The sequence below is a fragment of the Sphingomonas tabacisoli genome (assembly GCF_042678385.1).
Taxonomy (GTDB): domain Bacteria; phylum Pseudomonadota; class Alphaproteobacteria; order Sphingomonadales; family Sphingomonadaceae; genus Sphingomonas_B; species Sphingomonas_B tabacisoli.
On record NZ_JBHUDY010000001.1, the window covers coordinates 1,779,879 to 1,796,178 of the forward strand.

General features: G+C 66.1%; 8 protein-coding genes. 4 read left to right on the forward strand and 4 right to left on the reverse strand.

From position 1 onward, the window contains the following. Window positions 1-35: 35 nt before the first annotated feature. Both ACFSCW_RS09185 and ACFSCW_RS09190 read left to right on the forward strand, forming a co-directional pair. Window positions 36-2,132 carry a TonB-dependent receptor family protein gene (locus tag ACFSCW_RS09185; RefSeq protein WP_380888554.1) on the forward strand — a complete coding sequence of 699 codons (2,097 nt, stop codon included), beginning with the start codon at window positions 36-38 and terminating at the stop codon, window positions 2,130-2,132. Between the two features lie 101 nt (window positions 2,133-2,233). After that, a complete protein-coding gene (locus tag ACFSCW_RS09190; protein ID WP_380888556.1) occupies window positions 2,234-5,425 on the forward strand; it encodes a WD40/YVTN/BNR-like repeat-containing protein in 3,192 nt (1,063 codons plus the stop codon). Window positions 5,426-5,450: 25 nt separating this feature from the next. Here the strand turns inward: ACFSCW_RS09190 and cls are convergent, their stop codons facing one another. Next, window positions 5,451-6,875: a cardiolipin synthase gene (gene cls, locus ACFSCW_RS09195; RefSeq protein ID WP_380888557.1), complete on the reverse strand. Its 1,425-nt coding sequence runs from the start codon at window positions 6,873-6,875 to the stop codon at window positions 5,451-5,453. A 140-nt stretch (window positions 6,876-7,015) separates the two neighbouring features. Between cls and ACFSCW_RS09200 the strand changes: the two genes are divergently transcribed. Both ACFSCW_RS09200 and ACFSCW_RS09205 read left to right on the forward strand, forming a co-directional pair. Then, window positions 7,016-8,221 carry a hypothetical protein gene (locus ACFSCW_RS09200; protein WP_380888559.1) on the forward strand — a complete coding sequence of 402 codons (1,206 nt, stop codon included), beginning with the start codon at window positions 7,016-7,018 and terminating at the stop codon, window positions 8,219-8,221. A gap of 92 nt (window positions 8,222-8,313) precedes the next feature. After that, window positions 8,314-12,960 carry an NAD-glutamate dehydrogenase gene (locus ACFSCW_RS09205; protein ID WP_380888561.1) on the forward strand — a complete coding sequence of 1,549 codons (4,647 nt, stop codon included), beginning with the start codon at window positions 8,314-8,316 and terminating at the stop codon, window positions 12,958-12,960. Between the two features lie 4 nt (window positions 12,961-12,964). Here ACFSCW_RS09205 and ACFSCW_RS09210 read toward each other — a convergent pair whose 3' ends face one another. From ACFSCW_RS09210 to ACFSCW_RS09220, 3 genes are all read right to left on the reverse strand, one after another. Further along, window positions 12,965-13,639 (reverse strand): PepSY-associated TM helix domain-containing protein, encoded by a 675-nt coding sequence (locus tag ACFSCW_RS09210; RefSeq protein WP_380888563.1) that lies wholly within the window; start codon window positions 13,637-13,639, stop codon window positions 12,965-12,967. Further along, window positions 13,639-15,759 carry a TonB-dependent receptor gene (locus tag ACFSCW_RS09215; RefSeq protein ID WP_380888565.1) on the reverse strand — a complete coding sequence of 707 codons (2,121 nt, stop codon included), beginning with the start codon at window positions 15,757-15,759 and terminating at the stop codon, window positions 13,639-13,641. The genes ACFSCW_RS09210 and ACFSCW_RS09215 overlap by 1 nt, the downstream gene beginning before the upstream one ends. A 143-nt stretch (window positions 15,760-15,902) precedes the next feature. Then, window positions 15,903-16,253 carry a hypothetical protein gene (locus ACFSCW_RS09220; protein WP_380888567.1) on the reverse strand — a complete coding sequence of 117 codons (351 nt, stop codon included), beginning with the start codon at window positions 16,251-16,253 and terminating at the stop codon, window positions 15,903-15,905. Between the last annotated feature and the right edge of the window lie 47 nt (window positions 16,254-16,300).

The window sequence follows — 16,300 nt, forward strand, 5'->3', positions numbered from 1 at the left end:
GCAGCCGATCGCTTTTACGTTTCAGGGGATTTTCGTTGTTTGTCACACTTCTCGCTCTGGCGGCGGCGCCGCAAGACGCGCGCCCGGCAGGGCCGATCATTGTCGAAGGCTTTCGCGTGGACGCGCACGAGGACAAGCCGGCCAAGCTGGATCACATCTTGCCCGAAGTGGACGGCACGCGGATCACCGTCACCAAGAAGAACAGCACGACCAAGCTGGATCAGCAGCCGCCGGTGATCGAGACGCAGGGCCGCGAGCTGTTCGCACGGACGCCCGGCCTGCTCGTCTCGGAGCAGCAGACGCCCACCCAATACAATCTCGGCTATCGCGGGCTCGGAAATCCGCAGGAAGCCGAGTTCGTGCTGGTGCTGCAGGACGGCGTGCCGATCCAGTCGGACTGGGTCGGTTTTCCGACCCTCTACTATGTGCCGCTGCCGCAGAGCCTGTCCGAAGTGCAGCTCGTCCGCGGCGGATCGAGCCTGCTCTATGGACCCGAGCCGGCGCCCGCGGTCAATTTCGTATCGAAGCGGCCCAATCCGCAAGGCCCGGCCCTCACCGGATCGACCCAGCATCTGGCCGGAAGCGACGGGCTGTATTCGACCTTCAATGTGCTGGAAGGCGCGTCGGGCGATGTCGAATATCGCGGCTCCTTCGGTTACAATCGCAGCAACGGGCAGCGCCAGAACAGCGCGTCCGAGCTGCTACAGGGCGACTTCTATCTCGGCTGGCGGCCGACCGACCGGCAGCTCTGGTATGTCCGCTTGCAGGGGCATTCGGCGGAGGCGGGCAATCCGGGCCGGATCAGCTACCCGCAATTTCTCGCCAACCAGGATTTCGCGCCGACGCCGTTCAACCGCGATTGGGTGCGCCGCGGCGCCGTAATTCTCGGCAACGAACTGGAGTTGGGCAACGGCTGGCGCTTCGAAGGCAAGGCGTGGGCTTCGAGCCTACAGCTCTACACGCGCGCCGCCGCCGCAGGTGCCGCGCCGGCGACCACGACGCTGCAGGACGAGCATTTCCGCAATCAAGGTATCGATCTGCGCGCCCGTAAGCGGTGGGGTCGAGGCAATGCCTTCACCTTCGGCGTGACCGGCACGCACAGCGCCGCCCCTTTCCTGCAATTCACCAGCACGAACATCCTCGCGGCGCGCAGCGAGCATAGCGGCACGCCTCGGCTCAATCAGGATCGCGATAGCTGGTACGGCGCGGTCTTCGCCGAGAATGTGTTCCGGCTGCCCCACCGTTTCCATGTCGTGCTCTCGGGCCGCCTCGACGTGGAAAAGCTCCGCATCCGCGAAAGCGTGCGTCCCTCGAACCTGACCCGGCCGCTCGCCGATGTGGACGTCTCCCGCACCGTGCCGCTGCTGGGCGTCGGCATCGGCAATGACTTCGGGCGCGATAACGAGACCTATTTCAGCATCACCCAAGGCTACCGCCCGCTCCGCTATTTCGACGTGGCGTCGCCTTTCTCCAACCTGCAGCCGGGCAAGGAAGCCGACGCACCAAGCTCGACGTCCTATGAGGCAGGCGTGCACGGAACGCCCCTGCCCGGCCTGTTCTACGACGTCAGCCTGTTCCTGATAAACTTCGGCGATCGCATCGAAACCCGGCGGCTGAACGGGACCGACGTGATCAACGTCAACACCGGCGACACCCGCCATCGCGGCTTCGAAGGCGAAATCTCCTACGATTTCCTCGCCGGCCAGAAGAGCGACCGGCATCTGACGGCATTCCTCAACTTGAGCCTGCTCGACGCGAAGTTCGTCGGCAGCGACAACCCGGCCCAGATCGGCAAACGCCCGGCCTTCGCGCCCAAATCGATCGTGAAAGGCGGCCTCACCTGGCGTGAGGTGGGCCGCTACAGCCTCAGCGTCACCGGCCTCGCCGTCAGCTCGCAATTCTTTCAGGACTCCAACCTGCCCGTCGGCGCAGGCGCAACGCTCGTCCCGGCCAGGATTCCCGCCTATCGCGTGTTCGACGCCGCCGGCGAATGGACGGTCCTTCCGCATATCCGATTGCAAGCCGGCGTGCAGAACCTCTTCAACGAGAAATATTATGCGCGCGTCTTCCAGACCGGCCTCGAGCCGGGCCGCAGGCGCACAATCTATGGCGGCGTGACGTTCGGCTTCTAAGACGCCGGGTCGCCTCATTTTTCTGTCATTCCGATCGGCGATCTGCTGTGCGCTTGGCGCATACAGGGTCCGAGTCTCCTCGGTGCCCTTCGGGAGGCACCATGATCGGCAAACGGCACGTCGCTCTTTTCGTCACTTGCGCGCTAGTTGCGCCGGCGCTGCACGCAAAGCCCGCGCAGGCTTTCGATCCGGCACAATGGTCCGGCCTGCATTATCGTCAGGTCGGGCCGTGGCGCGGTGGCCGGGTGACGGCGGTGACCGGCGTGCCCTCTCAGCCCGACACCTTCTACATGGGCACCGTGGGCGGCGGCGTCTGGAAGACGGTCGATGCCGGGCACAATTGGGTGAACGTCAGTGACGGCCAGATTCCGGTCGGCTCGATGGGCGCAGTCGCCGTCGCCGATTCCGATCCGAACATCGTCTACGCCGGCACCGGCTCTTCGAAAATCCGCAGCAACGTCTCGATCGGCCGCGGCGTCTACAAATCGACCGACGCGGGCAAGACCTGGACATTCGCCGGCCTGCGCGACGTCGGCCAGATCGCGACCGTGCGCATCAATCCCACCAACCCGGATGAAGTGTTCGTCGCTGCGGTCGGCAACCCATTCGCGGACTCCAAGGAGCGCGGCGTCTACCGCACGCGCGACGGCGGCAAGAGCTGGACGAAAGTACTGTATCTGTCCGAACGGCTCGGCGCCGCCGACCTGGAGATGCAGCCGGGCAGCCCGAACGTCCTCTACGCGACGATGTGGCGTGGGCAGCGCAAGCCCTGGACGATCATTTCGGGCAGCAATGACGGCGGCATCTACAAGTCAATGGACGGCGGCGATCATTGGACGAAGCTGGGCGGCGGCTTGCCGACCGGCCTGTTCGGCCGCGCGAATGTGGGCGTCTCGCCGGGAGCGCCGACCCGCGTCTATGCGCTGATCGAGGCGCAGCCGGGCGGCGGCCTCTATCGGTCGGACGATGCTGGCGCGACCTGGAAGCTGGTCAACGGCGACGGGAAGCTGATCACTCGCCCCTTCTACTACACCACGCTGGGCGTCGATCCGGTCAGTCCCGATATCGTCTATGTCGGCGACGAGGACTGGTTCAAATCGGTCGACGGCGGCAAGACGTTCACGACCGAGCGCACCCCGCATGGCGACAACCACGACGTCTGGATCAATCCTAAAAACCCGCGGATCATGATCCAGTCGAACGACGGCGGCGCGAACGTGTCGCTGGACGGCGGGGAGACCTGGAGCAGCCAGGCCAACCAGCCGACCGCCGAGATCTATCAGGTCGCGGTCGACGACCAACTCCCCTACCGGCTCTATGGCGCGCAACAGGACAACACGACGGTCATCGTCCCCTCCCTGCCCCTCGGCAACGGGCAGTATTTCCGCGAAGGGCCGGGCTGCGAGACCGGGCCAATCATCCCTAAGCTCAAGGACCCGCAAACCGTCTGGGGCGGGTGCAAGGGGCAATTCTCTCGCCTGAACCTCGGCACCAACGGCAATGAGCAGCGCTATTGGATCGGCAGCCAGTCGCTCTACGGCAATGAACCGCCAAAGCTGATCGACCGGTTCCAGCGAGTCTCACCGATGGAGATTTCGCCGGTCGATCCGAACACCGTCTATTACGGGTCGCAATATCTCAATCGCTCACGCGACGGCGGAGTGACGTGGGAACGGATCAGCCCCGACCTCACCGCCAAGCCGGAAGGGACGCAATATGCCGCTGGCGAGCCGATCACGCGCGATGCGACCGGCGAGGAAGTCTATTCGACGCTCTACGCGATCCGCGAATCCGCGGTGAAGCCGGGCGTCATCTGGACCGGTTCGAACGACGGTCTGGTCTATGTGACCGAGGATGGCGGCAATAACTGGCGGAACGTGACGCCCAAAGGACTGCCGCCGGGCGGCCGCGTGCAGAATATCGAGCCCGGCGTGCGCGACCCTGGCACGGCCTATGTCGCGATCTACCGCTACCTGCTCGGCGATTTCGCCCCCTACATTTATCGCACGGACGATTACGGGAAGAGCTGGGCCCGCCTCACCGACGGCCGCAACGGCATCGCATCCGACGAGCCGACCCGCGTGGTGCGTGAAGACCCGGAACGGCTCGGCTTGCTCTACGCGGGCACCGAGTTCGGCATCTATGTGTCGTTCGATCGCGGCGCCAAATGGCAGAAATTCCAGCTCAACCTGCCCGCCACGCCCGTCACCGACATTCGGTTAGCGCATGGCGATCTGGTCATGTCGACACAGGGCCGCGGCTTTTGGATTCTCGATAACCTCAGCGCATTGCGGCAGCTTCCGCCGGCGAGCGAGGCCCGGGCGAGCCGACTCTACAAGCCCGCAGTCGCGGTTCGGGTTCCGCCAAGCGGCGACGATGGGCCGCCGCCCTGGGCCGGGCCCGAGTTCCCGCTGATCGGCGCGCAGATCGATTACTATTTGGCGGGCGACCAGACAGGAGCGCCGCTGACGCTGACGATCCTGGACGCGCAGGGCCGCGCGATCCGCAGCTTTACCAGCAAGGCCGTCGCGGGAACCGCGCCGCGCGGGAACGAGACCGATGAGCTCGGCCGGTTCCATGTCAGCTATCCGACCACGCTCGATGCCAAGCCCGGCATGCACCGCTTTATCTGGGACCTGCGCTATTCGGGCGCTCCGGCCACGCCATCGGCGTCCGCCGAGACAAGACCCTCCGCGAGCCCCACTCCCGGCGAAACCGCCCCACCCAAACCTGCCGAGCGTCCGCGCTATCCGGCGGGACCCGTCGCCGCGCCAGGCGACTATACCGTGGTGCTGAGCGCCGGCTCGTTCACGCAACGCCAGCCGCTGCACATCATGGAAGACCCGCGGGTCACGGCTTCCGGCGTCACCGACCCCGATCTCGCAGCGCAGCTCGAGCACAATCTGGCCGTGCTCAAGCTGGTGCACGATACCAACTTCGCCGTGCTGCGCGTGAAAGCGGCGCAGGCGGAGCTGAAGGTCCATCCCGATCCGGTCAAAGCGAAGGCAATACAGGCGCTCGCCGACAAGCTGATCACGCCAGCCATCCGCTACAGCCAGCCGGCGCTGCAGACCCACGTCACCTACCTCTACAGCGAGACCAATTCGACCGACCAGAAAGTCGGCCGCGACGCGGTGGAGCGATACGCTGTGCTCCGGCGCGAGATCGATGCCGTCATTGCCGAGCTGAATACCGTCCTGGGACCGCCGAACGAGGCGGATCGTGCGCGCTATTACGGGCAGGCCGATATTGCGGGACCGCAAAATGAGGATGAGGACGAAGACGAAAGCTAGTCTGGAAGCGTAGACACCGCTGTGGTCAGAAGATGGCGCCGGCCATCGTCAGAATATTCTCGGCAAGCCGCTTCGGCAGCGACCGGTGCTTGACGCGTTCCGGATCGACCGGGTCGCTGTCCGCGAGATAGGCAAGCTGGCGGGCCCGGATTTCGGCCGCTGCGTCGGCTGAATAGAACAGCATGTTGTTCTCGAAATTCAGCTCCAGGCTGCGCCGGTCCATGTTGGATGAGCCCAGCAGGCAGAGCGATCCATCGACCACGACGGTCTTCGAATGGAGCAGCCCGGGCCGGTATTCGAACAGATCGACGCCCGCATCAACCAGCTGCGGATAGAGCGCCTTGCAGATCGCGCCGATCACCCGGCTGTCGTTCCGCCGGGGAAGAATAAGGCTCGTCTTCACGCCGCGGCGCGCGCAACCGATCAACGCGGCCAGCAACGGCGGGTCCGGCACGAAATAGGGCGTCGTGATGATCACTTCGCGCTGCGCGGCATAAAGCAGGCTGACAAACGCTCCGGACATGGCGCCGCGCGGCGATAACGGGCCGGTGCCGAACGCGACGGCGGGAAAACCGCCCGCGACCGACGCCGCCTCCTGCAGTTCGCCGGTCAGGTTCTCGCCCTTTTCGACGGCCCAGCCACTTGCGAACAGAATGTCGTTTTGCTGCGCGACCGGCCCTGCGACCCGCAGCATGATGTCGACCCACGGCGCGAACTTCGGCTTGATCCGAAATTCCGGGTCGGCGAGGTTCTGGCTGCCGACATAGGCAATGCGCGTGTCGATCACCAACAGCTTGCGGTGATTGCGCAGATCGATCCGCCGGACCGCGAGGAGGCTGAAATCGCGGCGCACGCCCAATGACGGGCAAAGCGCCACGCCCGCATCTTTCATCGCGGTCCAATGTTTCGAGGCGATCATCTGGCGCGATCCGACAGCATCGGCACAGACGCGGCAGCGGACGCCCCGCCGTGCGGCGCGAACGAGCGCATCGACCATCGCCAGGCCATTGCGGTCGATAAGCCAGATATAGGTGGAAATATGGACACGATGCTGCGCGGCGTCGATATCGGCGACCATCGCGGCAATGGCGGCGTTGCTGTCGGCGGTCAGCGTCGCTCGATTGCCGGCAACGGCACCGAACCGGCTGATATGCTCGACCGTCTCGAACGGAGCACGATAGCAAGGCGGCAAGGCAGCGAGCGTCTCGTCATCGCCGGCGTCGGACTGCAGCCGCGCAAGCGTAAGATAGGCGTCGTTCGCGCGGCGGCGGAAATTGCGGGAGACCCAAGGCTCGCCGAACAGCAGATAGGCGATCGGCGCGGCAACGGGGAACAGCAGGAGCGCCAGCACCCAGGCGGCGCGCGAATAGGGGTCGCGCCCCTCCAGCAGCAAGGCGCGAACGATCACCGCCCCGTGGGCAAAGGCGATGATGTAGGGCCAATAATCCAAGCGCACCCCCTCCCCGGCCATAACTGCCCGATGCGACGATTGTTGCTACCGGCTGTGGCGCGGCAAGGGAATGTGAACGGGTCTTTACGCGACATTAACCTTGCTGATGCAGGTTAGGCCCAAGCAAATGGGGCTTAGGCATGGACAGCGCATACGACTTCAACCGCGAGGCCTATGACGACGATCTGGTCGGCGAGAACCTTCCGCCGGTGATCGGTGGCGGCGAGCGCCGCATGCACGCCCGCGCCCATGACTATTGGGTGTCGCTACTGAACGGCCGCCCCTTCCCCAACATCCAGGAACTGGACCCGTCCAGCATCGCCGATTTCGGCCCGAACAGCGTGCTGCTCGACTTCAGCCGCTCGGTCGAGAACCCGACGATCGCCTATCTAGGCCGCGCGCTTCGCGAAGAGTGCAACATGCTCTACGGCATCCGCACTGTTTCCGACGTGCCGCCGCGCTCGCTTATCTCGCGGCTGACCGATCACTGCCTGCAGATCCTCGCCAACAAGGCGCCGATCGGGTTCGAGGCGGAGTTCGTCAACCAGCACGAACTGCCGACATTTTATCGCGGCATCCTGATGCCCTTCTCGTCCGACGATCAGACCATCGACTATGTCTATGGCGTCATCAACTGGAAGCACGGCATCCCCGATTCGATGAGCGAAACGCTGGAACGCGAGGTTGCCGATGCGATTACGGCCGCTCCGCAGGCGACGCCGACCGAAACGGTCTGGCCCGAGGCCGAAGCGGAACCCGACGTGCCGGCTCTGGAGGATTGGCTGGTCGTCGCGCGCCTGAGCGCCGAGCACGCCGTGCAGGCCGAAAGCCGCGGACATAGCGCTTTGTACGCGGCGATCGGCCGCGCCTATGATTTTGCGCTTGCCGCCGAAGAACAGCCCGAAGCCTATGCGGCGCTGCTTGAAAGCGAGGGACTGGTCGCGCAGGCGCGTGCGCCGATGACGCCGATCGTCAAGCTGATCTTCGGTGCCGATTACGACAAGACCCGCCTCACGGAATATGCGGCGGCGCTCAGCTATGCGCGCGCCGAAGGCGTCGAGCAGGGCAGGTTCGCCGCGTTTATCGAAGAGCACGAGGGCGGCCTGAAGGCGATCGTCCGCAGCCAGCGTGCCCGTCGTGCGCCGGGGTTTGCGCCGGATCGTCTGGAACTGGCCCGCGCGGCGCTCCGCACTGTGCCGGCCAAGGCCGAGGTCGAGATCGAGACGGACGGCGAGGAATTCGTCGTGCTGGTGGCGCGGCGGACGAGCGAAGGCCGTCTCGCGATTCTGGCGCCGGTCACGGATGCCGCGATCGTCGACAAGGCAGTCCGCAAGGCCGCCGCCTGACCGTTGCGGGGTTGAGATAAGCGCCTGCCCGGCGCATAGCGCCTGCAACGAGGCCCGCGATCGACGGGCCGCACACACGCAGGCGGAGTGACATGGCGACAGCCACGCGCGACCGGCAGGATACGCCGGATCAACAGCTTATCAGCGACATTACTCGTGCCCTGGTAAAGGGCGCCCTTCCCGGAGAGCTTGACGATTTCGACGACGCGGCGCGTCAGGAAGCCGCCGCCTTCCTTGCCCGCGCCGCCGCGCAGCGCAGTCCGGGCACGCCTTCGATCCATCTCGAAAGCGTCGCGCACGGCCGCCGCTTCATGCGGCTGGCGCTCGTCAACGACGACATGCCGTTCCTGGTCGATTCGGTTGCGGGCACCGTCACCGCGCATGAACTGTCGATCGACCGCGTGCTGCACCCCGTGCTTCGCGTTCGCCGCGACGAGAACGGCCAACTGACCGGGATTCTCGAAGGCGACGAAAGCGCGCGCCGCGAGTCGATGATCTATATGGAAGTCGAGCGCGCCGACGCGAAGGAGCGCCGCGCGCTGTGCGACGATCTCGAAGCGTCGCTTGCCGATGTCCGCGCCGCGGTCGAGGATTGGCCGCTGATGCAGCGTGCGATGAAGGCCGACGCCGATCGCATGCCCGACGGCGAAGGCGCCGCGCTGCTGCGCTGGTTCCTCGACTATCACTTCACCCAGCTCGGGCACGAAGTCCGCGACCGCGACAACGAAAAGTCGGAGCCGATCGGCATTTCGCGTGTCGGCCGGCGCGAATATTTCCTGGCGCCGCAATCGCTGAAGCGCGCCTTCGAATGGTTCGACGACGGCGGCGAAGCGCCCCTGCTCATCAAGTCGAACCTGATCGCGACCGTGCATCGCCGCGCGCCGCTCGACCTGATCCTTCTGCCCCGGCGCGAGGGCGGCAAGATCACTGGCCTGTCGATCCATTCCGGGCTGTGGACCAGCTCGGCACTTGCCACGCCACCGAACAAAATTCCGATCCTGCGCGCGCGGCTCGCCGCCTTGCAGGAGAAATACGGCTTCGATCCCGCGGGCCATGCCGGCAAGGCGCTGACCCACGCGCTCGCCACCCTGCCGCACGATCTGCTGATTGCGTTCACGCCGGCAGACCTCGAACGGCTCGCCCTGACCTTCATGTCGCTGTCCGATCGCCCGCGGCCGAAGCTGGTGACGGTGACGGGCGCGCTCGGCCGCCATGTCTTCGCATTCGTCTGGCTGCCGCGCGACGAGCTGACCACTGCCCGGCGCGTCACGATCGGCCGGATGCTGACCGAGGCCGCCCACGCCAAAATCCTCAATTGGAGCATGGCGCTGGAAAGCGGCGACCTCGCGCTGATCCGCTACACCCTGGATATCCGCGAAGGGCGCGTGCCCGATGCCGAGGCGCTCGACCGGCGTATCGGCGAGATGGTGCGCGGCTGGGCGCCCGGCATCGAGGCGACGCTGGCCGAACATGTCGAGCCTGGGCGCGCCACGCGTCTGCGGCTGAAATATGCCAATAATTTTCCGGCCTATTATCGCGGGCGGTACACGCCGGCCGAAGCCGCACTGGACGTTCTGCGTCTGGCCGAGCTCGAGGACCCCGGCGCGCGTGCCGTGCGACTGTATCGGTCGGAGCGCGACGGCCCGCGCCAGTTGCGCCTCAAGATCTTCAACGTCGGCGGCAGCGTGCCTTTGTCCTCGGCCGTCCCGACGCTCGAAAATTTCGGGTTCCGGGTGATCGAGGAAGTGCCTGCGACGCTCGACGACGGGCTCGGCAGCGTCCACGATTTCCTGCTGGAGCTGGGCGAAGGCGAACTGCCCGAGGCGCTGTTCGGGCGCGCCGACGTCATCGAGCCGGCGATTGCGGCCGTGCTGTCCGGCAGTGCGGAAAACGATCAGTTCAACCGGCTGGTCGTCACCAACGCGCTGGTGCCGACCGAGGTCGTGCTGTTCCGCGCCTGGTTCCGCTATCTGCGCCAGACCGGCCTGTCCTACGGCCTCCAGACCGTCGTCGATGCGCTGCGCCGGGCGCCTGCCGTTGCGCGGGGCATCATCGACCTGTTCGACGCGCGCCATAATCCGGCCAATTGCTTCGAAGGCGCCGCCGACGCCGCGCTCGCCAGCATCGAGACCGGGCTGACCGGCGTGCAGGCGGCAGACGACGACCGCATCCTGCGCATGATCCGGAGCGTGGTCGCGGCGACATTGCGTACCAACGCCTTCTCGCCTGCCGCTGCCGAAGCGCTGGCATTCAAGCTCGACAGTCACCTGGTGCCGGGACTTCCGGCGCCAGTGCCATGGCGCGAAATCTGGGTGTACAGCCCGCGCGTCGAAGGTATCCACTTGCGTGCCGGACCGGTCGCGCGCGGCGGCCTGCGCTGGTCCGACCGGCGCGACGACTTCCGCACCGAAATCCTTGGCCTGATGAAGGCCCAGCGCGTGAAGAACGCCGTAATCGTGCCGACCGGCGCCAAGGGCGGCTTCTATCCGAAGCAGCTCCCGCCTGCATCCAATCGCGACGCATGGCTGGCCGAAGGCACGGAATCCTACCGTGTCTTCATCCGCTCGCTGCTGTCGGTCACGGACAACATCGTCGGCGGCAAGGTCGTTCACCCGGACAAGGTGATCGCGCGCGACGGCGACGATCCCTATTTCGTCGTCGCCGCCGACAAGGGCACCGCGACGTTCTCGGACGTCGCCAACGCCCTGGCGCTGGAGCGCGGCTTCTGGCTGGGCGACGCCTTCGCCTCGGGCGGCTCGCAAGGGTACGACCACAAGGCGATGGGCATCACCGCCAAGGGCGCCTGGGTCTCCGTCCAGCGCCACTTCGCGGAAATGGGCGTCGACGTGCAGACCGAGTCCGTCCGCGTCGTCGGCTGCGGCGACATGTCGGGCGATGTGTTCGGCAACGGCATGCTGCTGTCGAAGGCGATCAAGCTGGTCGCGGCGTTCGATCATCGCCATATCTTCATCGACCCGAACACCGATCCGGCGAAGAGCTGGGACGAGCGTGCCCGCCTGTTCGCCCTGCCCCGCTCGAGCTGGGCCGATTATGACGAGACGCTGATCTCGAAGGGCGGCGGCGTGTTTCCACGCACCGCCAAGACGATCGCGCTTTCGGCCGAGGCCCAGGAAGCGCTCGGCATCACCGAAGCCGAGCTGGAGCCGGCCGCGCTGATCTCGGCGATCCTCAAGAGCCCGGCCGACCTGATCTGGTTCGGCGGCATCGGCACCTATTTGAAAGCGCGCTCCGAATCCAACACCGAGGTCGGCGACCCGGCCAACGATGCACTGCGCGTCAACGCCGAGGAGCTGCGTGCGCGTGTGATCGGCGAAGGTGCCAACCTCGGCGTGACCCAGGCGGGACGTATCGCCTTCGCGTCGCATGGCGGACGGATCAACACCGATTTCATCGACAATTCGGCGGGCGTCGACTGCTCTGACAACGAGGTTAACATCAAGATCGCGCTCAACCGCGAGATGAATGAAGGCCGGCTGTCATTCGACGACCGCAACGCGCTGCTGGTCCGAATGACCGACGATGTCGCCGAGCTGGTGCTCGACGACAATCGCCACCAGACGCTGGCGCTGTCGATCGCGGAAGCCGGCGCCGTCGAGGAGCTGCCGGCCTATGTCCGCCTGATCGAGACGTTCGAGGCTTCGGGCCGGCTCGACAGGGCCGTCGAAGGCATTGCCGCGAACGACGAGCTGCTGCGCCGTGCCCAGGAGCAGCGCGGCCTGACCCGTCCCGAGCTCGCCGTGCTGTTGTCGACGGCCAAGCTCGCGCTTCAGGACGCGATCGAGACGGCGCGGCTGGGCGATGATCCGAGCCTCGTTCCCGATCTGCTCGCCGCTTTCCCGCCCGAGATGCGGGAGAAATTCGAGCAGCCGATCGAGCAGCACCAACTGCGCAACGAGATCATCGCCACCAAGATTGCGAACCGGCTGGTGAACCGGCTCGGCATGATCCACCCCTATGAGCTGGCCGAGGAAGAAGGCGCGGCGCTGGGCGACATCTCTGCGATGTTCGTCGCCGCCGAGCAGCTCTACGGTCTGCGCGCGCTGTGGACCGATATCGATGCGGCGCCGATGGCCGAGACTGCCCGTATCGCACTGCTCGATGCGCTCGCCATCGGCGTTCGGGCGCAGATGGCCGACCTGCTCCGCGCGACGGATCCGGGAACGCTTCCCGGTCCGTTGGTCGAGCGACTTGGGCCGGGCATCGCACGGTTGGATGCGCAGCTTGAGAGCCTGCTGGAAGAAGAAGCGCAGGCGGCGTCCGCCACGCTCAGCCGCCGGCTCGTCGAAGCGGGCGCGCCCGTCGAGCTCGTGCGACGCGTCGCGCGGCTCTACGAGATGGACGGCGCCGTCGGCCTCGCTTCGCTCGGCGTCGAGACGAAGACGGACGAAGTCGTGCTGACGCGCGCCTTCACTGGTCTCGGCGAAGCGCTCGGTCTCGATTGGGCGCAGGCGACCGCCAGCCGGCTCAGCCCGAGCGATCCGTGGGAACGGCTGCTGGCGGCAGGCCTGGCGCGCGATTTCCAGCAGATGCGGCTCGACTTCCTGGCCCATGCCGGAGGCAAGGACCCACAGGCCTTCGCGTCGGAATGGCTGGATCGTCAGGCGGGCCGCGTCGCCCAGTTCCGCGACCTGATCCACCGCGCCCGCGCCACCGCCGCGCCGAATGCCGCGATGCTGGCACAGATCGCGGGCCAGGCGCGGGTGTTGCTGGGGCGCTAGCGCCTCAGCCCATACCCGCGCTGGTCGCGATCGCGGCCCAGACCAGGCTTCCGCCGACCAGCGCGCCGGCGAGAAGCCGGGTGCCGTGCAGCCGCGACCAGAGCAGGAAGCCGGTGAGCGCCATCGTCACCAGTGCGCCCGCGATCGTGTCGATCAGCAGCACCCAGGCGACGCCAAGGCCCACGCCCTTGTGCAGGTTCTTTATGATCGCCGGGAAGCCCATCGCCTCGCGCTTGACCTGTGCGGCCGGGGCGCCAGGGACGTAGCTGACGGTCACTTTCGCATCGGCGAGATTGAACACCCGCGCCCAGCTTACAGGCTCCGGAAGCGCGCGGCCCATGAAGCGTTTCGCCCCTTCCGGGGCTGGCGGCGGCGGCTTGCCCTCGACCGGCAGCGCCAGCGTGTGCCGCGCCCATTTGCCCAGCGCGTCTGCGTCGGCGATGCCTGCCGGCACGCGCACGTTCATCTCGCTCACCTCGACCGGCGCGGCGGTATCGATCTTCAGCAGGTTGCGGTGATTGAGCAGAAATCCGCTGCTCCCCATCATCAGGAACAGCAGCGCGCCCCACAGCCCCGTCCAGGCGTGGACGCGCTTCAGCCAGGTGAGGAACGCCACGCGCTGCCAGCGCGCCGGCACGAACAGCAGGGGTCCGGTCCGCCGGCGCGGCGCTTCGTACATCAGAGCGAGGTCCTCAAAGTGATCTGCACGCTGCGCGGCTCGCCCGGCTGCGCGCCGACAAAGGTGGGCACGACGAAATAACGCTTGTTCGTGATGTTGCTGACCGTCAACTGCGCTTCGATGCCGTGCCATTTGTAACCGATGGCGGCGCGGCCGATCGCATAGCTCGGCACTTTCAGCAGTTCGAGCGAGTCGACATAGACCGACGCCTTGTAGGTCACGCCCGCGCCCAGGCTCAGGCCTTTGAGCGGGCCGCCCAGCCATTCGTAATTGGCCCAGAGCGAACCCGATGTCCGCGGCGTCGACGACAATTCCTTGCCCAACACCGGCAGGTTCGTCGCGCCGGGCAGGCCCGAGACCGAGGCGAGCGCGCTGGAGCGGTTCACGGCGTCGACATAGGCGAAGTTGCCGATCAGGCTCAGCCCCTCGATCGGGTTGCCGAGCACGTCCAGCTCGACGCCGCGGGAGCGCTGCTTGCCGGCTTGGACCGGATCGGCGCCGGGAACCAGAGTGATGAAATAATGGTCGCGCTTGGTCTCGAACACCGCGGCGTTGGCATTCAATTTGCCGTTGAACAGGGTGGCCTTCAGCCCTGCCTCGATCTGGCTCGACTGCTCCGGGATCGGCGACAGCGAAGCCGATTCCGTGTTGATCGCGACGAACTTGCCCCGGGCGTAGCCGCCGTAGAACGAGATCGCGTCATTGGCCTTGAACACCGCGCCCGCCTGCCAGCTCAATAGCCCCGGACTTCCCGCGATGCGGCGCCGGACGTTGGCGTTGATGCCGTCATCGACCAGCTTCACCGCATCGTAGCGAACGCCCGCGCGCAGCTTGATGCGGTCGGCGATGTCCGCCTGCTCCTGCGCATAGACGGAAAGCGTGTCGGAGCTGATCGCGCGATCGAAGTTCAGCGTCGCCGTGCCGATCGCCGCCGGATTGTCGACCGCGAGCACTGTCCCGCTTTTCACTGTCAGATTGGGCAGGTTGAAGCTTTTCCGCACCGTATCGATGTCGATCGACGAATATTCGACGCCCAGCAGGATCGTGTGCTTCACGTCGCCGGTCTGCGGCGTCAGCACCGCCTCCGCCTGGCCGGTCCAGTAATCGGCGTCATCGCTTTGGGTCCGGCCATTGCGGCCGGTCATCACGCCGGCTGCGTTCACCACATTGCCGCTGGCATTGCGGACAAACGACAGCGCGCGGGTGTCGTAGATCAGCGAGCCGCGAAGCTGAAGGATCGGCGACACTTGCGCCACGTCCGCGATCGTGAAGCGGTGGATGGTCTGGTCGGCGCGATTGAACGGGCTGTAGAGCCGCGACGCCGGATCGATCGCGGCAAGCGTGCGGTTCACGGTGAACGGGATGCCGTAATTGTCCGGCGTGGTCCGGATGTCGCGATAATCGTAATCGAGCGTCAGCCGATTGTCGGTGCCGAGCTCTACCGCAAGCGTCGGCAGCACTTCGGTGGACCGACGCGCGAGCCCGCGAAACCCGTCGGTGCGCTCATAATGCCCGATCAGGCGCGAACTGACGTCCGCCGTCAGCGGCCCGCCGACATCGCCCGTCAGATACAGACTGTCGAACCGACCGTAACTCGCTTCGAAATCCGCGCCCCAGGTGTCGCGCGGCGCCTTGGTCACGATGTTGACGGTGCCCCCCGCTTCGCCGCGGCCGTAGAGCGCCGATCCCGGCCCCTTCAGCACTTCGATCGTCGACACGTCGGAAAGCGTCCGGCGATAGCCGTTGAAGGTGCTGCCGTCGGGCAGTCCGTCGCGGAGGAAGCGGACCGGCAATCCGCGCACGACGTAGTTATCGGCCAAACCGTAACCGCCGCCGAAGCTCGGCGCGACGGCGCTGGCGTTGGTCAGCGTCTCGTCGAGCGTGCGGACTGCCTGCTGCGCGATGATCTGCTCGGGCACCACGGCGATTGCCGCCGGAACGTCGCGCGGATCCACTCCGGTCTTGCTGCCCGTCCCCATCGCTTCGGCCGGACGCTCGCCGTTGACGATAATGTCGGCCGGCGCGCCGCCGCCGCTGGCGTCCAGATCGTCGGCCGCGCGCAGCGGAGCGCTCCAGGCGCAGGCAAGACCGGACGACAACAGCAACGCGCGACGAAACATTCAAAAGCTCCCTGCTCCCGGGTCTTCAGCCCGGCCTCAAGGTCGCTATTGCTAATCATTCTCATTAGTGTCAAGCCCGATCACAGAGATCGGACAGGAACCGTCGCACTGCGCCGAGTGTCGACCGCCCGCCGCTTGCGCGATTACTTTTTGGTGCTGAGCTGTCCGCCGAGCGTCTGGATCGCCATGCCGGCGCTTTGCAGGCGCTTGGCGCAGGCTGTCATGATCGGGCCCGCGGTCTGCCGCGTGATCGTCGCGGCTTGCTTCTTCATCGCGGCAGCGAGCTGCGAACCCGGCATCCGCGCATCGACCCGGCCGAGATAATAATAGGCCGAAAGCACCGCGACCCGGTTCTTCGCCGGATCCTTCTCGGCCTTGGTGAATAGGTTGCTAGCAAGCAGGCATTTGACGTCTTCGTCGGCCGACTGCGCCATTGCCGGCGCTCCCGTCAGAACCAGAGCCGCAGCCGCCGCCAATACGTTACGCATCTTCATGTTCATCACTCCCGAACCTTGCTTGCCGCCCGCATAGCCGAACGTCC